This is a genomic window from Aureliella helgolandensis (assembly GCF_007752135.1).
Taxonomy (GTDB): domain Bacteria; phylum Planctomycetota; class Planctomycetia; order Pirellulales; family Pirellulaceae; genus Aureliella; species Aureliella helgolandensis.
The window spans coordinates 8,285,032-8,307,585 of sequence record NZ_CP036298.1 but is presented as its reverse complement, the minus strand read 5'-3'; the positions used below and the strand labels follow the sequence as shown (position 1 = coordinate 8,307,585).

The 22,554-nt window shown below is 57.0% G+C and carries 15 protein-coding genes; 3 read left to right on the top strand and 12 right to left on the bottom strand.

Annotated elements, in window-relative coordinates:
* Positions 1-38: 38 nt before the first annotated feature.
* The 9 genes from Q31a_RS29270 to Q31a_RS29230 all read right to left on the bottom strand — a co-directional run bounded on the left by Q31a_RS29270 (position 39) and on the right by Q31a_RS29230 (position 13,766).
* Positions 39-1,241, bottom strand: coding sequence for a DUF1573 domain-containing protein (locus Q31a_RS29270; protein WP_145086327.1), 1,203 nt, complete (start codon positions 1,239-1,241; stop codon positions 39-41).
* A gap of 412 nt (positions 1,242-1,653) precedes the next feature.
* Positions 1,654-4,137: an O-antigen ligase family protein gene (locus Q31a_RS29265; protein WP_145086324.1), complete on the bottom strand. Its 2,484-nt coding sequence runs from the start codon at positions 4,135-4,137 to the stop codon at positions 1,654-1,656.
* Positions 4,138-4,213: 76 nt separating this feature from the next.
* Positions 4,214-5,353, bottom strand: a complete 1,140-nt coding sequence (locus Q31a_RS29260) for an MraY family glycosyltransferase (protein ID WP_231690997.1) — start codon at positions 5,351-5,353, stop codon at positions 4,214-4,216.
* A gap of 1 nt (position 5,354) precedes the next feature.
* Entirely contained in the window at positions 5,355-5,948 is a 594-nt protein-coding gene (locus Q31a_RS29255) for a DUF4416 family protein (protein WP_231690996.1), read from the bottom strand.
* Between the two features lie 87 nt (positions 5,949-6,035).
* A complete protein-coding gene (gene hisB, locus Q31a_RS29250) occupies positions 6,036-6,626 on the bottom strand; it encodes an imidazoleglycerol-phosphate dehydratase HisB (RefSeq protein ID WP_145086318.1) in 591 nt (196 codons plus the stop codon).
* A gap of 167 nt (positions 6,627-6,793) precedes the next feature.
* The gene (gene hisC / locus Q31a_RS29245; RefSeq protein ID WP_145086316.1) at positions 6,794-7,864 is read right to left on the bottom strand and encodes a histidinol-phosphate transaminase; all 1,071 of its coding nucleotides are present in this window, start codon (positions 7,862-7,864) and stop codon (positions 6,794-6,796) included.
* A 721-nt stretch (positions 7,865-8,585) separates the two neighbouring features.
* Entirely contained in the window at positions 8,586-9,980 is a 1,395-nt protein-coding gene (gene hisD / locus Q31a_RS29240; RefSeq protein WP_145086313.1) for a histidinol dehydrogenase, read from the bottom strand.
* A 354-nt stretch (positions 9,981-10,334) separates the two neighbouring features.
* Positions 10,335-11,081, bottom strand: a complete 747-nt coding sequence (locus Q31a_RS29235) for an ATP-binding cassette domain-containing protein (RefSeq protein WP_145086310.1) — start codon at positions 11,079-11,081, stop codon at positions 10,335-10,337.
* Between the two features lie 66 nt (positions 11,082-11,147).
* The gene (locus Q31a_RS29230) at positions 11,148-13,766 is read right to left on the bottom strand and encodes an AMP-binding protein (protein ID WP_145086307.1); all 2,619 of its coding nucleotides are present in this window, start codon (positions 13,764-13,766) and stop codon (positions 11,148-11,150) included.
* Between the two features lie 224 nt (positions 13,767-13,990).
* Between Q31a_RS29230 and Q31a_RS29225 the strand changes: the two genes are divergently transcribed.
* Entirely contained in the window at positions 13,991-14,974 is a 984-nt protein-coding gene (locus tag Q31a_RS29225) for a 3'-5' exoribonuclease YhaM family protein (RefSeq protein WP_197355919.1), read from the top strand.
* Positions 14,975-15,313: 339 nt separating this feature from the next.
* Here Q31a_RS29225 and Q31a_RS29220 read toward each other — a convergent pair whose 3' ends face one another.
* Positions 15,314-16,444, bottom strand: a complete 1,131-nt coding sequence (locus tag Q31a_RS29220; protein WP_145086301.1) for a DNA-methyltransferase — start codon at positions 16,442-16,444, stop codon at positions 15,314-15,316.
* An 85-nt stretch (positions 16,445-16,529) separates the two neighbouring features.
* Positions 16,530-17,555, bottom strand: a complete 1,026-nt coding sequence (gene aroF, locus Q31a_RS29215; RefSeq protein WP_145086298.1) for a 3-deoxy-7-phosphoheptulonate synthase — start codon at positions 17,553-17,555, stop codon at positions 16,530-16,532.
* A gap of 484 nt (positions 17,556-18,039) precedes the next feature.
* Between aroF and proS the strand changes: the two genes are divergently transcribed.
* Both proS and Q31a_RS29205 read left to right on the top strand, forming a co-directional pair.
* The gene (gene proS, locus Q31a_RS29210) at positions 18,040-19,557 is read left to right on the top strand and encodes a proline--tRNA ligase (protein ID WP_145086294.1); all 1,518 of its coding nucleotides are present in this window, start codon (positions 18,040-18,042) and stop codon (positions 19,555-19,557) included.
* 454 nt (positions 19,558-20,011) lie between these two features.
* Positions 20,012-20,797, top strand: coding sequence for a cupredoxin domain-containing protein (locus tag Q31a_RS29205; protein ID WP_145086291.1), 786 nt, complete (start codon positions 20,012-20,014; stop codon positions 20,795-20,797).
* Between the two features lie 166 nt (positions 20,798-20,963).
* Here Q31a_RS29205 and Q31a_RS29200 read toward each other — a convergent pair whose 3' ends face one another.
* Positions 20,964-22,541: an arylsulfatase gene (locus tag Q31a_RS29200; RefSeq protein ID WP_145087767.1), complete on the bottom strand. Its 1,578-nt coding sequence runs from the start codon at positions 22,539-22,541 to the stop codon at positions 20,964-20,966.
* Positions 22,542-22,554: the final 13 nt, after the last annotated feature.

Sequence of the window (22,554 nt, the reverse complement as noted above, 5' to 3'; positions counted from 1 at the left end):
AAACAGGTCCATCAATTCATTCGATCTCCGGATTGCCGTCATTCTGACACAATCACTTGGACGTATATCGGAATTTCTGGGCTCGAGTCGTGGTTTGTTTTCAGAACTACTTTAGCGAAACTACCCGAGGTTGTGCCTGGGTAGTTTGCGGGGGGTGCGCCCTTAGGGACCTCAATAGTGATCGGGAAGAACTGCCTTGCGCCTCTTATTTTGGGTTCACCCACGGACGCGGTCAGGGAGTTGGCGGGAATGACCTCGCCTACACTAACTTCCGTACCTTCGGAATTGGCGCCTTGGACCACCAATTGAATGCCCACCGTGGCCCCCTCGCTCGATTTCACATTGCCCAGCGTCACGCGACTGCGCGCAACATCGAGGGATGCTCCGCCGATCAGGGTGAATTCACCCGTTACGCGTCCGGTGAACGGAATCTCGAGCGTTCCGATGTCTTCCTCTTGATCGGTGAGGAATTGAACGCGTCCGGAAATCGGCCCAAAACGCAAGCCGGGGAGGAAAGTCACGCTGACTTCATGGGCCACCAGGGCCGTTTTGTGTTGCGGAAAGCGAGCTTCATCAATGTCGACAACCTGGGATTCGATTTTCACTAGGCCCGAAGTCTTGGTGTCGGTCCACATGAAATCTTTCAACTCCTTAGAACCGGGGAGATAGGTAAAGACATTAAAGGTGCGAGTCGTGGGCTCATTGTCTGGGATGCTGTTGAGTGAAATTTCACTCGGCTCAATCACAAAGCTGCTACTAATCTTGCCTTTAACCACCAGCTTGATTTCGGTCTGGTTTGGATCGTTGGTGTGCAGCGTCGCCGATTGTCCGAAATCGGGCATGATCGATTGTGCTTTCCAAGTCAGTTTGACCAGCGTTTCTTCACCAGGTTGTAGGACGGAGGCGTCCAAGTCTCCGACGGTGCATTTGCACGTCGATCCCCCCATGTTGAGGTGCAGAGGGCCGTCACCAATATTCCTCAACGTGAATTCATGGCTGCGGGACTCCCCGTGTTGCATGGTGCCAAAGTTAAAACTGGTCCCACCCACTACTTCGGCTTTGGGAGTTCCTTTGCTAGCAAGAATCTCCTCCTTGGTCATTTCCCCGCGCTGCTCGGTGAGCGTTGTAGGGGAACCCGACAACTGTTCCGTATACCCACTAGTAGCCATAGAGGACTGGAGGCGACCGAGCCCAAGGCCAGCTACTGCGGCGATACAAGCGGTTAAAAGTATCCGAAGCATGGAGTTTTCCTAGGGTTTGTAAATTGAAGGATGGAAGCAGTGTACACCGGGGGCTCGCTTGGGGCCCCTACCGCGTGAACGCGAGGGAGGAAGCGGTTCGGCGCTTAGCGGCCTGTTGAATAGTAACCTGTCGTGCACTGGATTGTCGATTTAATTGCATTTTGAGTTTTACCGCGAGGGTAGCCCCCCCATCTCGCTGTAGCCGCAACTCATCCGGGCTTGCTTGCGCGGCGGTTGGGAATAGCAACCAGCCATCACGCTGTGGGCACCGTTTTTACCAGCTGCTATCGGCTGGTAAAGGTATGCCGCAACCGATTCAACCAAACGGCGGTATCGCGGTGCGCGGCGATGCTCCCTACGGCAGGCGACTCGATGAACAGGCTGGCAGTAGGTGGTTCAGCCTACGCAGCAATCATTGGGTTGGTTCCACCATAGTTTTACGAAGCCAATTGGCAACGGGTTCTGCCGGAATATGGTCCGCAACTTGCGCTGGAAACGGAGGGAAATCGCTTGACAGGGGGGGGCGGAGCAGGTCGCCTAGCTGTAATGGAAGCCAGATTGTTTGCGTTTCGAGTTTTTTGTCATCATGGGGTGACTGCTCGCTGAGGCGGTAGGCTTCCTCGAGCCCTAGGCGATAGATTTCTCTATCCCCAGTTAAGTAGGCCGTGAGGGCGACCTGCAATTGTAGTTCAACGTCGCTTGGGAAGCGGCTGGCCGCTTGGGTGTAGAAATGCAGGGAGCGCTCCAACAGTGCGTGGGGATCTTGGCCTTGGGCGTGAGCCTGTGCGGCGAGCTCCAGCAGCCGTTCTCCTGCATATTTCCAGTTGAGGAATGAGGCAAAGTCGACGGACAACCACTCGTCCATCGCGTCTTCAGCTTGGGAGGTTGCTACTGCCAAGCGATCACTTGGACCCAGCAGGGCACGCCGAACTAGGATGTCGACCCGCCACTGAAGCGGTTCGGTGTTGAAGGGATCGTCCTGGAGTGCCTGCGTGGTGATCGCTAGAGCTTGCTCGTCATCCTGGGCGGACTGCAACTCTTGTTCGGCTGTCCAGACTCCCACCGCGGGCAACCAGCTCAAGTAGACGAAGCTCGCGAATCCCACAGTGGCAACAACCGCGCTGAATCGTCGCCCACGTTGTGGGTTGCTCGAGCCTACTCCCGCAGTGGCCGGCTGGCTGTTGGCGAGTAGAACCAGAAGTGGAATGGCAATTCCCGACGCTTGCCACGAGCCGCTAGCGAGAAGGCAAACGACCATTGCCGTGGCAGCGGCGACGATTGTCGGCGAGGCGCGCGAATCGTCTCGAGTCATCGCAATTGCGGCGGGCCAGAGTTGCCAAGCTACGATTCCGCCGCCGGTCCAGGCAACGAGTGTCACCAGCAAATCAAAACCGCTCAACAGTGCTAAAGCGAGGACGCAGGCAGCGCCTCCGACCGCGGCGCCCCACACCGTGAACTGGGCAAGTTGCCGATCGAGTGCGTCGGGCAGTGGGGCGGAGTGGAGGTTGTCCGTGGTGTGTGATGATGCGGTAGGTGGTGGTGCCGCCTCAAGGCGAATGGCTTGCGCGCCGGACTTGGGGGTTAGCCGCCTCACGATCCAAACGAGTGTCAGCAGCGCGATGGGGACCGAGAGGGTTGCGGCAATATCGAGAAATGCGTTATGCGGATCGGCGATCGTCTCACTGGCTCGTTCCAGCTTGTACTGTGGGTAGTAGGCCTGGAAATTTCCCAAACCCACTCCGAACAAACCGTGCTCCTTGAGGAGCTGGAGTGTCGCGTACCAGTATTCCAGGCGGAATGTGAAGCTGTTCGCCGACTCGCTGAGGACCAGACGGTCATTGAGAAACAGCCAGAGTCCAGCGAGGCCGACGATTGCTAAGCAAACTCCGACCAGCCACTGTACATGGCGTGGCGCGAGGAATCCGGGGCGCTCCAGGCGATTTAGTAGGAACCAATATCCCAAAGAGACCAGGACGGCGATGTAGGCGGTTCGGCTCCTTGTTAAGAACCAAATGAGGAACACGAGGCATAGCCCCACTCCAACGATGCCCCAGCGAGCGATCCGCGGCCACAGAGTCGGCTGCGATGGATGGGGCGTTTGTGGTGTGTTTGGGAGGGAAGCTCCACGCGCGAGGTACGGTGCAAGTCCTGTGAATCCCAAGCCGAGCATCAACAGCAGGCCACCGCTGAGCGAAGTGGCAAGTGAATTGGCTAAGGCGTAGGTGGCAAAGGGTTCGGGGCTATTGAGTCGATTCTCTAAGCGCATGCGTTCGGGAGAGCCCGGTGGGGCAAAAACGCCCATTTCGCGCATCGTTCCTTCGGGATCATTTTGGTAGCTGGCGCGCATGCGCGTGAAGTCAAAGGTGACTTGATGGAGGCCGATCGTCGCGACGGCCACACAGCTGGCGACGCAGAGGGTGACCAACGCCGCTCGCGTCCGTCCGCCTAGTGACAGACAGCGCGCGATGGAATAGCAACCCGCTAACGCCACGACTTGCCAGAAACCATTCCAAGCGGTTCGCGGATTGCATTCGCGTCCGGCCAGCAATGTGACTGCCACCAACCACAAGAGGGCGAGGCCGCCCAGGGCATAGTCCCATCGTGAAAATTGTATTCCACGATTGGTGCAGATGGCTGCGCAAGCAGCCAGTAACCCAGCCAGCAACCAACCCAGATTTTGTGGTTGCGCACCGCCACTGAAAACGCTCGTTGAATCGTGGGGAGACAGAAAGGCCCAGACCAACAGCATTCCGAATAGCGCAGCCGCCGCACTCCACAGACGATGTCCGAGAATCTGCACCCCCGTCTGGTCTGTTTGCGTCGCGCGCGGTGGAGGCGCAGTTCGCGCAGGAGCCGACGCACCTTGATGTCTGGTTGCGGTGCGTTGCTTATTCATGGGAGGCTGCCGCTGGAAAAGTCAGTGGGAGGAGTCAACGCAAATCGACGTGTGGGACTCCGAGGGAAGCTAGGGGTCACTGTTGATCGCCAGCTGGCGGACGACCGACAGATTCAAGGATACGTACCAGGCTGAGTGTTAAGCAGGTACTGATCACAATCAGCATCGCGCCCCAGGCATCGACGCGTGGTAGGAGCAGGGCGCTCAATGCGCAAGTCGTGGTAGCAACGTAAATCGTCAGCACTGCTTGTTTTTTGGTCATGCCGAGGTCTGTCAAGCGATGCGAGAAATGCCGTTTGTCGGCTTCAAACGGACTGCGTCCCTCTCGCAAGCGAATCAAGATGACGCTGGTCATGTCGTACAAGGGGATGGCCATGACGATCAGCGGAGCCACAACGGCATGCGGCGTCGCACCCTGGTAGCCCGCATAGGTTGCTAACAAAGTTGCCACAGCAATCCAAAATCCAATGAAATAGCTTCCCGCATCACCCATGAAGATTGTTGCTGGAGCCCAATTGTGTCGCAGGAAGCCTAGGAGGGCCCCGACCAGCACGAGTAGCATTGCGGCCACAAAAATTTGTGGCTGACCGCTGCTCGAAGTTGACGTTGAAAGCAGCATCATGGCCAACATGGTGGACGAGATGGCGGCCACGCCACCACTGAGTCCGTCCATATTGTCGAGCATATTGAAGGAGTTGATCAGCGCCACTATCCATAGAACGCTCAGCGCGCTGGTGAGCCAGGGGAGCTCGATAAAGGCGGTCAACTGCAGGCCTTGCCAGTAGACGCAGAAGCTTGCCACCGCGAACTCGATTCCCAAGCGAATCCACCAAGGTACGCCACGGCGATCGTCGAGCAATCCCAGGAAGGCCAGCACGGTGCCGCAGGCAGCAATCATCCATATCTCGGCGACTTTGCCCCACAAGCCGTCGAGATGTGCGGTGATCCCCTCGGGTAGGAGACTGGCCAAACTCGGAAAATGCGTAGCCAAATAGACGGCCAGCGTTCCGAGTGCGAGCGTGCCCATAACGCCCGCCCAGATTCCTAGCCCGCCACCGAGAGGGATCGGGACAGAGTGAACCTTGCGCGCCCCTGGTTTGTCGACTAAGCCCAGTTGTTCGGCCGCGCCACGCACCCACCCGACAGTGAAGTACGCGATGAGCAGACTCGGTAGTACTGCAGCACCTAAAAGAATAAGCAAAGCCCAGGTAGTCAAACTAGATCCCCATCTCTTTGGACTGTGGTGCACTGTTTTGTTGGGTCAGAACGCGTCGCAACTCAGCCATCCGCTGCTTCAAGAGTTCCCGAGCTTCGACAAAAAAGACTTGGAAGTCTGAGCGTTGGTAATCGGGGTAGGTCCAGGGCCGCGCCCGCCAGCCTTGGTCGAGGTAGTACAAGCACTCTTCGGCGTAAATGCCATCCGCTAAGTAGATTCGGTGTGCGCGATCTTTGGCACTGGCGAGCACGAGCTTCGTGAGAGTCAGGTAGCCTGGATCGATATTCAATGGACGCTGATCAGCGTGGTCTGATTGCTCTGCAAATTCTGCCTCCCAGCCGTTGCTCTCCAGCTTGGAAGCAGCCAATCGACTCGGGTCATAGTCGCCCTCGACGACCAAGAATTGCTTCTTGAGTCCGGTTCCCATTTCTGCTTGGTAGTAATTGGTTTCGCTGTGATCGAAGCGAGGGCTAATGAGAGCCAATGCTCCCCAGCAATCGCTGATCTGCTTGATCGCCCAGTCCAACGCAGCGCCATGTCGGCTGAAAATGGCGACCAACTGCAGCGTTGGCGGGTGGGGCTTGGGAGTGGCCACTTCAATACATCCTTGGACTCTCTGGCACGGACGAGCGGTCATGCACGGATCGTTCGGTGCGCGCTAGGGGGGCGTTCTGGTATTCCATTACAACACACCTTTAGTGCTGGGGACGTCGGTTTGACGGGGGTCGACGGCAATGGCTGTTCGCAGAGCTCGAGCACTCCCCTTAAAGATTCCCTCGGCAATGTGGTGCGTGTTTCGACCGTAGTTCAATTGAACGTGGAAGTTGCATAGCGCGTTGCTGGCAAATGCGTACCAAAAATCCTCTACCAATTCGCTGTCGAAATCGCCGATTTTTGGGGAGGGCATGGGAGCTTGGAATACCACATAATTGCGACCACTCAAATCGACGGCGATCGTAACCAACGTTTCTTCCATTGGCAGGATGATGTGTCCGTACCGCGTGATGCCGCGTTTGTCTCCCAGAGCTTGTGCAAAAGCTTGCCCCAGGCAGATGCCAATGTCCTCGGTCGTGTGGTGCGCATCGACTTGCACATCGCCATCGCAGGTGACTTCCAGATCAAACAATCCATGCTTGGCAAACAGCGTCAGCATATGATCCAGAAAGCCGACGCCGGAAGCGATCTTGCTCTTGCCGGAGCCGTCGAGGTTGAGCTTCAGGGAGATCTTGGTTTCCGCTGTCTGGCGGTCGATCTGTGCGGTGCGTTGGGTCATGATGGCGTAGGGGATAATGGGAGTAAGCGACTAGTGGTAAACGTTGTGCGGAGTTGGAGGGGGCCAACAGGCGGAGGGGAGAAGCGGTGTTGCTGCACTGTATATTCAGGTATTCAGGATCTTTCCCGGTTCCTTTTGTCGTGGTGCCACGACAACATGGATTTCGGTTAAAGGTAGCTGGCTAGCAACGCGAGGCAGGCATCGATTTGGTCATCCGTGCCGACACTGATACGTAGTCCATCCCCCCATCCAGCATAGTTCATGTATCGCACCAAGACTTTGTCTTTCTTCAAGGCTTCGTAAAGTGGTTGGACTGGCCGGTCGCGGCGCGTGCACCACACAAAGTTGGCTTGACTATCGGCGACCTCGAACCCGAGTTCGCGCAGTCGGAGGGTCATCCGCCCCCGAGTCGCGATCACCTTCTGCAGATTGCTCGCTAGCCATTTCTGATCATCAATGGCAGCGGTTGCGCCGGCCAAGCTCAGTGAATCACAATTGTAGCTATCCTTTACCTTCCGGAGCATCGAGATGATTTCTGGTTGTGCGATCAGAAAACCGAATCGCAATCCGGCTAGACCGTACGATTTGCTGAGGGTTCGCGAGACCATCAGGCGTGGATTCTGGCGGACCAATTCAATGCAGTTGGTATCGGCGAAATCGGCGTAGGCTTCATCGATAAGCAGAGGACAGGTCAAGCGCTCCGCCACAGCCGCAATTTTAGCTGGGGGAAGCATGGTTCCGCTGGGGCTATTGGGATTGGGAAGAAAGATCAAGCGAAGCTCATCGCTCATCTCAGCGAACCGCGCGTCCAGCGTGAAGTCGGGCTGAAAGGGGACTTCTTCAGAGCTCGCTCCCTGCAGCTGTGCCAACGTGCGATAGAGGATGTAGCTGGGATACGGCAAGCGGAGTTTTTGGCCTTGCCCCACAAAGCTGCGCGTGAGAATCGTCAGAATGTCATCGCTGCCATTGCCGCATAGGATCCAGTCCGGCTCGACCCCCAGGACTTCAGCGGCGCGCGTTCGGAAGGCGTTCCCCAGTGGATCGGGGTAGCGTTCAAGCCGCGCCGCAGCAGCTTCTTGGATCGCCGTGATGACCTTCTGGGAAGGAGGGTAGGGATTCTCGTTCGTGTTGAGCTTGATGAACTTTCCACCCTGCGGCTGCTCCCCCGGAACATAGGGGCTCAACTGCTGGATTTCGGGCCGAAACAGGGATTCGATGTCGGACGCGGGATGGGTCATCGTGGTCGTAGTTGTAAGTTGGAAAGGAAAAAAGAGAATGCGCTCAGCGACTTGCCAAATATTGCCTTCCCGCACGAGCAAGGCAAACAGCGACAATGAGTCGCTTCTTGATTGTTTAGATCGCAACCCGCCGCGTAACGGCTTGTTGAAATAGCAACCAGCTGCATGACGGGCTGTTGAAATAGTAACCCGCCGCGTGAGCAAGGAAAGATAACCTCCGCTACAAGGCAATTAAGGATGCTACCTCCGCATTAAAATTCAAATTGCGATTAAATCAACAGCCCGGTGAGCAAGGGAAGGTGGTTGCCGCTACAGGTAAACTAGGGGAACGACCTCCACGTGAAAACTTAACTCACTCTTAAATCAACAAGCCGGTAAGGACTGTCGGAACAATAAGTGTCGCCAAATCGCTCGGCCGATCAGCATTTTCCCGAACCAACCGGCGAAGCGGTTCGGCGGCTATCCGCCAATAGTTGTTCCGAAGGCCCTAAGCAACGCTGGAGTCGTCGCTGCTTCGGTGTGATTCTGCTTCGGTGTGATTTTGGGGTACGATTTTAGTATTGGAATTCAAAAGGTATTTATAAAGCAATCAGCCGTATCGGCAATTCAAAACGAACGCTGCTCGACGACGCGGCAGGCTGTGAATCTGCTGCAAATCTGCTGTGCCGCCGCACGCTTAAGGGGCTTGGCTTTCTGTAGGAGTGAGTTGGGGCAAGGCGATTTAGTGCTCGGCCGCAGCAGGCGAATGGGTACGAATTTCGACACTGCGGCGGTGGGCCGTGAGCCCCTCTTTGGTTGCCAGATTGGAAATGTCCCCAGCGATGTCTTCCAGCGCAGCTTGCGAGTACTCGATGATGCTCGAGCTCCGCAGGAAGGCATTGGCCGACAAACCCGCAGCCCACCGCGCCGTGCCACCGGTGGGAAGGACGTGAGAGGGGCCAGCCGCGTAGTCGCCGAGCGCTACCGGACTGAATGGCCCCAGGAAGGTGGCGCCAGCGTTGCGGATCTTCTCGGCCAGTTTCCGCGGATGACGGCAAGCGATATGCAAGTGTTCGGGGGCGATCAAATCGGTGACCTCGCAGGCCTGATCGGCATCGCGAACTAAAATGAACGCGCCGAAGGCGTTGAGGCTGTCATGCGTCAGTGCACTGCGACTCAACTGCGCCAGCTGCAGTTCCAGTTCGGATTGGACCCGATCGATGAATTGAGGATCCCAGGTAACTAAGAGGCTGGCGCCGGGAGAATGTTCAGCCTGAGCCAACATGTCGGCGGCAGTATAGGCGGGATGGGTGGAATCATCAGCGACAATAACCACTTCGCTGGGGCCAGCGATAGAGTCGATATCCACCTCGCCATAAACCCGTTTCTTGGCGAGGGCGACGAACAGGTTTCCAGGTCCCACGATCTTATCGACCGCCGGCAATCCCTCCACGCCGTAGGCCATCGCAGCCACGGCCTGGGCACCGCCAACCGGATAAACCTCTCGAACTCCCAGTTCATAGCAGGTTGCTAAAACGTCCGGGTTGTAAGCGCCAAATTGAGTGGGAGGGGCGACCACAGCAATTTGCTCCACGCCAGCAGCTTGGGCTGGCAGGACGGTCATCAGTACGGTCGACGGGTAGGCGGCAGCACCACCGGGAACGCACACGCCAATCCGCCGGAGGGGGACGTAGCGTTGGTCGAGGCGTACCCCATCGCTGGGCCGAATTGTCACATTGGTATGCAGGATGGAGGATTGGAACGCTAGGATGTTGTCCCGAATCCGACGAATGCTGGCGAGAAACTCCGGAGCGGCTGCCCGGTGCGCCTCTTCCAACTTCGAGGTTTCCAAACGAAGTCGTCCAGGGGCCAGTTCGGCGCCATCGAGTTGTTGGGAAAACCGGAGGAGGGCGGGTTGGCCTTCGCTCTGGACCGCATCGCATATCCGTTGCACAACTTGACTCGGCAACAACGGTTCTCCAAACACGCGCTGGGTTAACTCCCGTCCCTTGGGGCTGACGACATCGCCGGAAGGACTTAGTTGCCGGCGCAGTTGCTCGAGTTGTGAGCCAAATTGGCTACTGGAGGCATCCAGGCGTCGAATTTCGAGTGGATTGGGAGTTTCGGTAGCGGTCATCGAACTTGGGGGAGCTTTTTTTGAGGAGCGCGAAGGTTTTAGTTACGAGCTGATCAGCCGAGGGAGTACGGCAGTTTCCAAATAACTTGGGTTTTAAGATACCCGGGAGTGACCGGTCCCGTTAGTGCCAAGCGGCAAATATGTGCGGTGTCATGCCGTAAAGGGCGTGCGATACTCCTAGCGGTTGCCTCCAGGGTAGGCCTGCCGTCGGTACTCGTATGGCAGAGGCATGCCCATGTGACGGTTCTTACGAGCGCTTTGGGTTTGGACAACTCGGGTTCGGGCAACTCGGCGCGGGTATCTGGGGCAGGTATCTGGGGGGCAGGCAACCGGGGCTTGGGCAGTGGAATGTGCCTATTGGGAGGCGGCTACGATCGGGATGCGCTGAGCGGTAATGAACTGGGTGACGAATTCCTCTGCTGGATGTTGGAGGAAGTCCTGGATTTGGCCGCGTTGGACAATCCGTCCGTTGGCCATCAGGATGACATCTTCGCCAAAAAATCCGGCTTCACCCATGTCGTGGGTGACGAGCACGACGGTTTTCTTGAGCTCGCGAAAGATCTGCTTCAAGTCTTCCTGTAGGTCGTACCGCACGAGTGGATCGAGCGCCCCCATCGGTTCATCGAGCAAGAGCAGAGGTGGGTCGAGCATTAGGGCGCGCATGATTGCGACGCGTTGGCGTTGCCCACCCGAGATTTGGCTAGGGAAGCGGTTCAGCGTCTCTACCGGAAGCTTAGTCAAATCGGCCAATTCCTGGACCCGTTGTTGCATCGCCTCGGCGTTCATCGATTTCAAGAATCGGGCCAGGAGTGTTACGTTGTCGGTTACCGAGAGGTGCGGGAAGAGGCCACCATCCTGCAAGACGTAGCCCATGAGATGCCGTATCTCGAGGACGTTGTCTGGTGTGATGGTGGTTCCTTGAAAGCGCACGCAGCCGGTGTTTGGTGGGATCAGCCCGATCAGGATGCGTAGGAGCGTTGATTTTCCGCAGCCACTCGGTCCGATCAGGACGACGGTTTTTCCCGCTCCCACCTGCAAATTCGTCGGCTGTAGCACGACCGTCGCATCGTACTGTTTCGAAACGTTGTCGAGTTCGATCATCAGACGCATCCCAATGGGGGTGGAGGGGAGGAGTTCCGGTGGGCCGATAGCGGACCCGGGGCGGAATCAGATAGGGGTGATCAGTTTACGGAGTTCCTTGTAGTCGGTTTTCCCAGTTCCCAGCACGGGAATGGATTCGACTTCGACAACTTCGTCCAGCCGCATCACGCCCCTCAATCCGGCTTCCAGCAGGAGGTCGCCTGCGTCGCGCAGTGTCAGGGGAGTGCGGGTGAACAGGACAATGTGTCGTCCCTCTTCCGTTTCGATCCCTTCCACGGCAACCCGCGGTCCCTCTTCGTCGGGAGGGAAGCTCCGGCTGAAGGGCTCTTCCAACGCGGGCAGGGAGATCATCTCGCCACCGGCCTTTAAGAATCGCTTCAGCCGTCCCTGAAAGGTTAGGAAGCCTTCGTCGTCTTGCGACACTAAATCACCCGTCTTGTACCACTGTTTTCCAGCAACTTCGATAAAGGGGGAAGGGCCGTCATGGCGATAGTAGCCCTTGAAAATAGAGGGGCCAGCGACGAGTAGCATGCCGGTCTGGTGCTTGGCGACGGGTTGATCGGTGTCGATATCTACAATGCAAACCTCGACATGTTTTACCGGTTTTCCGACGGAGCCCGCCTTGGAATGGTGGCTGAGATTGGCCGCCACGACGGGTGCGCATTCCGTAATGCCGTAGCCTTCTAGGATCGTAGCCTGCGGTGCCAGCTCACGACACTTTGCGAACACGGCATCTGGGCATTTTTCCGCGCCGGTGACAATGATTCGCAGGCTGTGGAGTTCCTCGCCACGGCAGGCTGCCAGGATGTAGCTCAGGAAGGTGGGGGTGGTGAAGACCATGGTGGGTTGGTAAGCGGCGATGGTTCGCACCAAGCCTGCAGCGTCGGTGGGGTCTGCGTACCGCACGCTGCGCAGGCCCGAGAGGTGGGGCAATAAGAGATTTCCAGTCATGCCGAAACTGTGGAATGGCGGTAGAAAACCGAGCAGCGAGTCGGTGGGACTCGGTTCCAGGATCTCCAAGCCATCCTGCACATTGACCAAGACGTTGCGGTGAGTCAGAGGCACTGTTTTAGGAAGGCTTTCCGAGCCCGAGGTGAAGAGGAACATCGCGGTTTCCTCGGGATCCTGCTGAGCAATCCATTTCAGCCAGCTGTTGGGACGGAGGTAGGTGGCGAGGAGAGTGGCAACCGCTTCCGACTTTTTAATCCCGGCCTTCACCTCTTCGAGGAACACGTACTCGGCACCCTCAACTTCGATACCCAGGCGGTCGATCATTTTCTGGGAGGTGACGATGCGGTCGACATCGGTCGTCGCCACTCCGTGGGCTAGATTGGCGGGGCCCGTGGTCCAGTTCATCATCACCGGAACTTTGCCAGCCAATTGCAAGGCGAAGAAAACCACATCGGCCGCCACGGAGGCGGGCAGCATGATGCCCACATGTTTCTCAGGGTAGGCGGCGAAGCGACGCGCCATGAGGGTCACCCCAACTAGCATGCGTCGATAGGTAAGAACACCGGAGAGGGTATCGGCAGCAGCGACCTGGTTGAGGTTCTGCAACGCGCGCCGTACGAAGGCTTCGCCAATCGTGTCTGCCAAGATGGTGGGCGTGTGGGGGGCCAGTACTGCACTGCGCCACGCTTCGGGGGCTTCCAACGACTCTTCGGCTTGGGCCAGCTGCCCGTCGGCCAATGCCCATAGTTCACCAAGCGTGCCGGAGACAGCATTACTACGGAAGCCGAACTGGTGCTCAATCTTCAGTGCCAGATCCATTCGGTCGAGACTATCGAGCCCGATATCTTCCAGTTTTTGCTCGGCAGCCAAATCTTGCGGGTCGAGTGGACGTCCCAGGTGGGATTGCAGCAGGTCATTGACCAAGGCGATGGTCTTGGGCTTGATCTTCTCCAGGTCGATGTCCACTCCGCTGGTGGCTTTCCCAAACTCAACTTCGCTGGGGCCGAGAAATGGGTGGTAGCGGACGAAGAGTGGCGTTTGCCCTCCATCGGTGTTGTACCACTTCTCCAAATGGGAATTGAATGCTTCCCGCGAATCGGTCGGTAGTTGGTTCGGCTTGACGACTTCCAGATGCAGCGAAACGGGGCGCCGTGGCAGGAAGAGGAAGAGGTTCGCAAGAACCCAGCCGCAGGCGGCGAGTACCCGCTGGGCCAGGTTGGGGGTGGTGCCCGTTTCTGCACAGCTGAACATGCTGCCCCACACCCCGCGGGTGCGGACCAAAACGACATTGATCTCAGGGCATTGGCGGACGATTTCGTGGACGGCACGCGCTGCCCCGACAACTTCTCGATTGCCACGTTGCAAGCGACCTGAGGGGTAGATCAGCATGCAATCGCCTGCCCGCAGTCGCTCCGCTACCGCCTCGATCATCTGCAGGGCTTTGGCTTGGGCATCGCGGCTGTGCGACGATAGATCAGGGACTTCGAATGCGTTCACCATGGACATCATGGGGCGCAAAAGCGTCATGCGATACGTGCCCGAAAAGACCAGCGGCCGGAGCGGCTTATGCAGCCGAAGGTGGCTCGAGACAATGGCCGGATCGATGTAGGCGGGGTGGTTGGGGAGCACCAGGGTTGGTCCCTGGAGGCCTTTCAGCTGGTCCAGCCCCGCAATTCGGACTCGGTAACGGAAGCTTAAGAGGAAGCGACAAATGGCCCAGAAAGTTCGATTCACCCAGTTTTTCACGTCACAAATTCCCGAAGCAAATGGTTGATTCTCAGGCAGTAGATGCCTGCACACTCCAAGAACATGCGCATTTTCACGGTATTTCCATCCTCGGGTTGGAAGTACTCTTCGGCCGGATGACGGCACGGCCTGAACAATTGGCGCGGAACGGAGTAGAATCTAGCGGTGCTCCTCTCTCCAACCCTCGATTCCGTCATATTGTAAGGATTTTCATGCATCGCCAGTTTATCGCAGATTTGCAGGCCCGGGATAATGTCGACGAGATCTACCGCGTGGCCGACAAGCAAGTGCGATCCAATCGGCAAGGTAATGACTACCTGCTGTTGCAGCTCATGGATCGTACTGGACAAATCAGTGGTATGCGCTGGAATGCAGGGCAATCCCTCTACGAAACCTTCCAAAAAGGAGATTTCCTGCGCGTCCTAGGGACCACGCAACTGCATAACGGGATGCTGCAAATTATTGTTCAGGACTTTGAAACGGTGCACCCGTCCAAAGTGACTCACGAGGATTTCACCAAGACCAATCCGGGCGAGGTGGAGCAGCTCTTGGAGGAGCTCCGCGAACGGCTAGGGACAGTGAAGAATGCGCATTTGAAGCGCGTCGTCCAGGCCTACGTGAACGACGAACAATTGATCGACAAACTTCGTCGGGCCCCAGCCGGAATCAAAACACACCATGCCTATGAGGGCGGCTTGCTCCGGCATATTCTCGATTTGCTGCGAATTGCTGAGGCCATCGCGCCCAACTACCCGCAACTCGATCGCGAAATGCTACTCGTCGGCGTGTTCCTCCATGATCTCGGCAAGCTGGATGAGCTGAGTTTTGATGGTGACCTATCCTATAGCGATTCAGGGCAAATGTTGGGACATCTGGTCCAAGGAACCATCGACCTGGACCGGCGTGCCACGCAGATTGCCAAAGAGACAGGGCTGCCGCTGCCCGACCCCATTCTATGGCGGTTGCAGCACATGATCCTCTCGCACCATGGCCAGCTCGACCACGGTAGCCCCAAGATTCCGATGACCATCGAAGCCATCGTGCTGGCGCACATCGATGACTTGGACGCCAAGGTCAACGCAGCCACGGAGCTGATTGAGTCGGATCGCAATACCGATAGCGACTGGACTGCGTACTCACCCATCATGGGGCGCAAGTTCTTCAAACCCTCGGCAAATAAGGCGACTGGCAGCTAGCAGGGGGGCTCTTCCTCCAGCTGGGGATTCTCCCACAGGAAAAGCCCCAGGTGATCTCCAAGGCGGATGCGCGGAACTCTGGTGCGCGGAATACTGATGGTGGGGAGTGCTTGGGGCTAGCCCCTCACTCCCGTGCGGCGGGGGCTGGCCCGTGTGGCTAGCTATTTTTCTTGGGAGCTTGCAATTTGCTCGGCTGGGCTGCCGGGGAGGCGTGTAGTGCTTCGGCAGTCGCCGTCGGTGTTTGCGCTACCACGGCCAACCCTTGGAAGCTCTCCGACGAGCCATTGCCACACGGCGGAGGTGGCACTCCTGGTTGGCGAGCTATGGCCTAACTGGGAACTAGGGTCCGAATTCGATGGACAATTGAGAGCTTGGTTTCACCATCTTCACAACTGGCTTGCGTTTCGCAGCCTTTTTCTTGGTCGGCTTTTTCTTCACGGCTCTTTTCTTTGCCGGCTTCTTCTCTACGGGCTTCTTCTCTGCGGACTTCTTCTCTGCGGACTTCTTCTCTGCGGACTTCTTCTCTACGGACTTCTTCGCCGCCTTCTTCTTTACGGCTTTTTTCTTCACGGCCTTTGGGCTTGGATCGGCCAAGCGTCTCGCCTTTTGGGAATGGGTAGCAGGCGCACTCACGTTGGGCTCCTCGGCCCCTTCGAGGCGGTCTCCTGCGTTAGCCGCCTCGAGCCGTCGGGTCCCCAGCTTGACGTAGTCGTCTGAGAGTTCGTAACCAAAGTATTGGCGACCGAGCTTCTTGGCCACGGTCAAGGTCGTCGAACTGCCGGAAAACGGATCTAAGACGATCTCGCCTTCACAGGAGCAAGCTCGAATGATACGCCCCAGTAGCTGTTCCGGCATTTGGCAACCGTGGAAGCCCGAGCGTTCTTTGAACGTGCCAGCGACGCGAGGGAAGTACCAAGTATCCTCTTCCTTCGAAAAGCCTTCCGGAAGATCCTGGGGACGAAGAACCCAGGTGTCGTCAGGTGTTCTTCCCTTGGCGTTGGCGCGTTTGTCGCCATAAACCAACTGGCGTGCCGACGGGACAGCGATGGCGTCGCGGTTGAACGTGAATTGAGCTGGATTTTTTACGAAGTAAAACAGATGCGCATGCGAACGTGTGAATTTGGTTTTGCAGTGAACTCCGAAGGTGTAGTACCACACGACCCAATTGCGAGTGCTGAATCCCAGCTTGGTGGCGGCTACCTTGAGTTCCGCTGCGTATTCGTCCCCAATTGCCAACCAGAATGTGCCCGCCGGCTTGAGGACTCGGTAGATCTCCTGCATCCACTCGTTGGACCAGTCAAGGTATTTTTCGCTACCGAGGCGATCGTCGTACTGATCGTACTTGTAGCCGATGTTAAACGGCGGATCGGCGAAGGCCAGATCGATAGAGTCGCTGGGGAGCTGCTTGAGACCTGCGACGCAGTCACCCTGGTGAATCTTTCCTAGCAAGGAATCGATTTCGGTTGCCATCTTGGTCTGTCCTCATGCGGCGGCAATTCAGGGCAACTAGGTGGCCCTGAGTTTTGGAGATCTGAATTCTAGCGACCGAAGGGACTTAGTGCATCGTGCACATCTCTTTATCGACCGCCACTGCGACGCGAGCGCAGCGAGCCATCGTCTCGTCAAACTGCGGGAAGGTGAGCGACTGGTAGCCGTCGGAGGCGGCTGTTTCAGGAGTCGGGTGAACCTCAATGATCAGTCCATCGGCACCGGCAGCCACTGCGGCGACCGACATGTCGGGAACTAGGTACGCATGTCCTGTTCCGTGGCTGGGGTCGATGATGACCGGCAAGTGGGTCTTGCGGTGGAGGTAGGGGACGGTGGCCAGTGGCAGAGTGAAGCGGGTGTGGGTTTCGAAGGTGCGGATTCCACGTTCGCACAACATGACGTTGGGATTGCCCTCGTTTAAAATGTACTCGGCCGCCAGCAGGAATTCTTCGATTGTCGCGCTGGCTCCACGTTTCAGAAGGACGGCGCGGTCGCTGTTGCCCACGGCTTCCAGCAGGCGATAGTTTTGCATGTTGCGGGCGCCGATTTGCAACACGTCCGAATATTTAGCTACCAGGTCGACCTCTTCGGTACTCATGACTTCCGTGACAATTGCCAGTCCCGTTTCCTCTCGCGCCAGGGCCAACAGCTTGAGGCCCTCTTCCTTCATGCCCTGGAAGCTGTAGGGGCTCGTTCGCGGCTTGAACGCACCGCCGCGAAGTGCGGTTGCGCCCGCTTTTTTGACCGCGTGAGCTGACGAAACGATTTGCTCTTCGCTCTCCACTGAGCAGGGACCGGCCATTACGCCGACCACACCCGCCCCGGCCTTGAACTGCCCAACCTGGATTTGAGTTGGATCGGGTTTGAGTTCGCGGCTGGCCACTTTGTAGGGAGCCAGGATCGGCACGACTTCGGAAACGCCAGGTCCGCTGGCCAGCGATTCCTTACTGCTGCCACGGTCGTCTCCGACGGCGGCGATCACGGTCCGCTCGGTACCCTGGATGACGTGTGCCTTGAGTCCTAGCTCTTGGACGCGTCCGATCATGTGCTCGATTTGCGCTTGGGTCGCGCTCTTTTCCATAACGACGATCATGGTTTCTTCTCGCTGTGCTGTGTGTGGGAGTGCTTAGAGATGGGGTAGGTTGTAAGCTGGGGACGAGACAAGGCCGCTTGCCTCGAACTGCCGGGCATCTGAACAATTGGGGACAAAAAAAGCCCCGAGGATCGCGAAGATCATCGGGGCTGTGAGTTGTTCGATTTCGGGTGTTCCCGCTCTACGTACTTCCCTCAGCCCCAGTCGTAAACTGGGGTGCAAAGCTAAAGGAATAGGTGGAGCTATAATTGTTCATGGCGATTATTATGACGCCCGCTGGAGTGAATGCAAGTCCTGTCCGCATGTTAGGTGGCCTGGGAGTCGCATGGGAGCGGGAATGCTTTAACGAATTCACTGCTTCCGGGCTAACTCAACGTCCCTTCATGGCTTAAAATCTCGACGCTTTCTCCGCTAGTTTTAGTTTTCGCCAATTTCGTTTCCAAATTCAAACTCCTTCAACCTCTTCCGCAAACATCCAATACCGATGAACAAAGCCTCTAAAACTGCCATCTCGCCGACTCGCGCTGAAGACTATCCCGAGTGGTACCAACAGGTGATTCGGCATGCGGACTTGGCTGAAAATTCGCCGGTGCGGGGTTGCATGGTGATCAAGCCTTGGGGGTATGCCTTATGGGAGAACATGCAACGGGTCCTAGACAAAAAGTTTAAGGAGACTGGTCACCAAAACGCCTATTTTCCGCTGTTCATTCCGATGAGCTACCTGGAGAAGGAGGCGGAGCATGTGGAGGGATTTGCAAAGGAATGTGCGGTGGTTACGCACCATCGCCTGGAGGCCGATCCCGAAACCGGGGGCCTGCGCCCCGCCGGACCGCTGGAAGAGCCTCTGATTGTTCGGCCCACCAGCGAGACGATCATCGGAGCCATGTACGCCAAGTGGGTGCAGTCGTACCGCGACCTCCCCATCTTGATTAACCAGTGGGCCAACGTGGTGCGTTGGGAGATGAGAACGCGCTTGTTCCTACGCACTGCGGAATTCCTGTGGCAGGAGGGGCATACGGTCCATGCGACCAAGGAAGAAGCCATCGAAGAGACCTACAAAATGCTCGATGTCTATGCGGATTTCGCCGAGAACTACATGGCAGTACCGGTGATTAAAGGGGAGAAAACCGCTGGCGAACGCTTTCCTGGAGCTGATATTACCGTTTCGATCGAGGCCATGATGCAAGATCGCAAGGCGTTGCAGGCAGGCACGAGCCACTTCCTGGGGCAGAATTTCTCACGTGCCCAAGAGATCAAATTCCAGGATCAGAATAGTGAAATCTCTTACGCCTGGACTACGTCATGGGGTGTCAGCACACGCCTAATTGGGGCGTTGATCATGACCCACTCCGACGACGACGGAATGGTGATACCACCCAAAATCGCTCCGGCACACGCAGTCATTCTACCTATTTACCGGGATGAGACGCAGCGGGCAGAGGTGCTCGCATACTGCCAAGAGCTGAAGCAGGAATTGTCGAAGCAAGCCTACGCGGGCCGCGCCATTGAAGTCGAATTGGATGATCGAGACCTGCGAGGTGGTGAAAAGAAATGGTACCACGTCAAGCGAGGTGTGCCGCTTAGGATTGAGGTCGGCCCCAAGGATATGGCCAAAGATGCGGTCTTCTTGGCTCGCCGGGATACTGGCAAGCAAGAGAGTATGGGAAGAGCCGATCTGCTCGCCAACCTGCTGTCGATTCTAGACGATATGCAAGCCAACCTGTTGACGCGGGCAAAGGCCATGCGCGAGGAGTTTACGCAGGAAATCAACAGCGAAGCCGAGTTTCGCAAGTACTTCACGCCCAAGAATGCAGACAATCCCGAGTTCCATGGCGGCTTTGCCATGTGCTACTTCTCCTCCGAAGAAGAGGTCCAGCCACTGTTGGATGAGTTGAAGGTGACCATCCGCTGCATCCCCATCGATGACAACGACACTCCCGGCATCTGCTTCCTAACCGGTAAACCTGCCGAGAAGAAGGGTGTGTTTGCCAAGGCGTATTAAGGTTGAGCGGATTTCGTGTCCGTAGGGGCCGGCTAAGGGGATATGCACGGCCACGCATCGCCACGTATCAAAGCAGGGCGGGGCCATTCACGCAGGGCAGGGCAGGCTGGTGTGGCACGCGCCGACTGAGTCGAGGAACCGTTGACGCTCAGCAGCGGAGAGGCCCCGGGGGGCAACTGTCTGCAGTTGCCATAACCTTTGCTCCCGTTTGGGGGGGGCTTGCAGTCGATTTTAAACTCCTGGCTGTGTATAATGGACGCACTGTGACAAATCCTGGGCCGCAATCGTGTTTTAGGGGAGTCCAGCGCCCACCTAACCGCCTTCCTGGCACAATCCGAGTCCTTGACTTGCAACTGCTGGCAGGGGACTATATCTTTCGACGAGCGCGACCGGTAGAAACTGATGTGCTACCAACAAGCATCCTGCCGAACCTCGTAGTTTCTGGAGAAAATAAATGAAGAAAACACTAAGTGTCCTAGCACTTTCCTGTATGTTGTCGGCTGCCCCCCTTGTCGCTCAGGCGCAAGAATGGGCCACCTTGAAGGCAAAGATTGTTTATGACGGACCTATCCCAACACGGATGAAAGTCGATTCGTCCAAGGATGCGTTTTGCGCCAAACTGGACATCGTTTCAGAAGCGATGGTGGTGGGTAAGGGTGGCGAGCTCGCCAATTTGGCTTTGATCATGGACCCTCGGAAGAGCAAGGTCGATGCGATCCATCCCGATCTAGCGGAGCCTTCGGCAGAACCTGTCGTGCTCGACAATGATGGCTGCATCTTTAAGCCACACGTGTTTGTCGCTCGAGCGGGCCAGACCGTGAAGGTCAAGAACAGCGATCAAACTGGGCACAACGCCAAGTTTGATTTTTTCTCCAATGAATCTCGCAATGATCTCATCCCGGTTGGTGGTTCGATCGAGTTCAAGCTCGAGTCCGCAGAGCGCGCAAGTGCCAATCCTGTGGAATGCAATATTCACCCCTGGATGAAGTCGTACATCATCGTTCGAGACCATCCCTACGTCGGGGTGAGTGGTGAGGATGGAGTGATTGAAATCAAGAACTTGCCAGCTGGTGAAGTCACTTTCCGCCTGTGGCATGAAAACCAAGATGGTGCAATTGACAAAGGCGAAGTTGGCGGCAAGGCGCAAAAATGGAGTCGTGGTTACATGGAAGTCGATCTCAAGCCTGGTATGAATGACTTGGGAACGATCAAGATTCCAGCTGCTGCTTTCAATAAGTAAACTTGCTGAGTTCCACTGAAGCAACCGATTGATAGGCATCCAACGCCCGGCATTTGCCGGGCGTTTTTCGTGTGCGTCGCGAAGTTCTCTGCATCATGTTGGGGGACGCGTCTACTACCTCTCCCTCCAATAATCCACCTTGTCGAAACTCCACGTAGTCAAACTGCTAGGGGTGGCGGAGCGATTCAAACTCGGAAGTCATGCGTTCCCATTCGGCTTGAAGTGCTGCCGCCTTCTGCGGCAACCCACTGATCAGATCGTGTGATTCGGCGCGATCGTTGGCCAAGTTGTACAATTGCCACGGCTCTCCCTTGGCGGCTACCAATTTGAATTCACCACGCCGCAAAGCGCGATTCCCTTCGTGCAGCCACCACACGGCTCGCTCTTCGTCGGTATCCGACTGGAAGGACCGGATTAGGCTGTGCCCTGGCGCGGGGGGAAGAGTGTGCCCCTGGAAGCTCGTTGGCCACTCCCCGCCGGCCAGTTCGACCAGCGTGGGAGCAATGTCGATGACGTGTCCGACCTGATGGCGGAGAGCTCCGTGTTGGGAGATGCCGTTGGGCCAATGCGCGATGAGCGGGGTAGAGGTGCCCCCCTCGTGGACCCACGTCTTATGTCGGCGGAATGGGGTGTTGCTGGCGCTGGACCAGCCAGGTCCCAGGCAGAGGTAAGATTCGGCAGATCCCAGCGGTGCCGCTGGATTGTGTCCGTCGGATCGAATCATTATCTCGGCACTGGCGCCGTTGTCGGACAGGAATAGGATGAGCGTATCGTTGTAGACCTCCATCGATTTCAGCTGGGCAAGGATCCGGCCGATTTCTTGATCCATGCGATCGACCATCGCGGCATGGATCTCCATCTTGGCTGCCTGGAAGGCACGTTGGTCGTCGGTAAGAGAATCCCAGGGCAATTCTCGGTTGACCTCTTTGTCACCTAACTCCGCGATGGCTGCGGGGAAATCATAGGGAGGACCGATCTCGGGTTCTAGTTCCGAGAGGGAACCGCTCACCAATCCGAGCTCTTGGATTCGCTCCCATCGCGATTGTCGAGCTGCGTCCCAACCTGCATCGTAACGTCCCTTGTACTTTACGATGTCTGCGGCAGGCGCATGCAGGGGGAAGTGGGGACATGTGTAGGCGACGTAGTGGAAGAAGGGTTGAGTCTGGTACTTTGCTGCATGTTCTTGGAGGCATTCCAAGGCATGGTCGGTAATAGCCGTGGTTTGGTAGTAGTCGGTGCCGCGTGGTATCGGAGGTTGCACGACGTCATCCTTCGTCGTTTTCTCAGGGTAGAAAAAACGTCCGTGATCATCCATGGTGAGGGAGTGGTCAAAGCCCGATTGGATGGGGGTGCCATCAACGTGCCATTTTCCCGAAAGGTACGAGCGATAGCCTAGAGGCCTCAGGAGTTTGGGGAGGAGACGCGCCCACGCGGGACGCCCGCCCCGCGCACCTCCTGGGAGGTTCGGCAGCGCATCGCGGCCAACCTGCTGGGGATAGTATCCGGTCAACAAGGCTGCACGCGTGGGCCAGCAACGAGCCGTGTTGTAGAACTGGGTGTAGCGCAAGCCATCCGCGGCCAGGGCATCTAAGTTGGGAGTTTCAATTTCGCTGCCGTAGCATCCGATATCAGAATACCCCAGATCGTCCGCTAGGATCACGACAACGTTGGGTCGGTCGGCGGCTAGGGTGTCTTGGGACGTGAATCCGATCAGGCTCAGTAGCAGGCAGCATGCGGTAGACATTCGCATCGGAGGA

Bases quoted from the DNA above. Each gene is read 5' to 3' on its own strand.
- hisC (WP_145086316.1), bottom strand. From the start codon at position 7,864: ATGACCCATCCCGCGTCCGACATCGAATCCCTGTTTCGGCCCGAAATC.
- Q31a_RS29235 (WP_145086310.1), bottom strand. From the start codon at position 11,081: ATGATCGAACTCGACAACGTTTCGAAACAGTACGATGCGACGGTCGTG.
- Q31a_RS29265 (WP_145086324.1), bottom strand. From the start codon at position 4,137: ATGAATAAGCAACGCACCGCAACCAGACATCAAGGTGCGTCGGCTCCT.
- Q31a_RS29270 (WP_145086327.1), bottom strand. From the start codon at position 1,241: ATGCTTCGGATACTTTTAACCGCTTGTATCGCCGCAGTAGCTGGCCTT.
- proS (WP_145086294.1), top strand. From the start codon at position 18,040: ATGAACAAAGCCTCTAAAACTGCCATCTCGCCGACTCGCGCTGAAGAC.
- hisB (WP_145086318.1), bottom strand. From the start codon at position 6,626: ATGACCCAACGCACCGCACAGATCGACCGCCAGACAGCGGAAACCAAG.
- hisD (WP_145086313.1), bottom strand. From the start codon at position 9,980: ATGACCGCTACCGAAACTCCCAATCCACTCGAAATTCGACGCCTGGAT.
- Q31a_RS29225 (WP_197355919.1), top strand. From the start codon at position 13,991: ATGCATCGCCAGTTTATCGCAGATTTGCAGGCCCGGGATAATGTCGAC.
- aroF (WP_145086298.1), bottom strand. From the start codon at position 17,555: ATGATCGTCGTTATGGAAAAGAGCGCGACCCAAGCGCAAATCGAGCAC.
- Q31a_RS29200 (WP_145087767.1), bottom strand. From the start codon at position 22,541: ATGTCTACCGCATGCTGCCTGCTACTGAGCCTGATCGGATTCACGTCC.
- Q31a_RS29205 (WP_145086291.1), top strand. From the start codon at position 20,012: ATGAAGAAAACACTAAGTGTCCTAGCACTTTCCTGTATGTTGTCGGCT.
- Q31a_RS29220 (WP_145086301.1), bottom strand. From the start codon at position 16,444: ATGGCAACCGAAATCGATTCCTTGCTAGGAAAGATTCACCAGGGTGAC.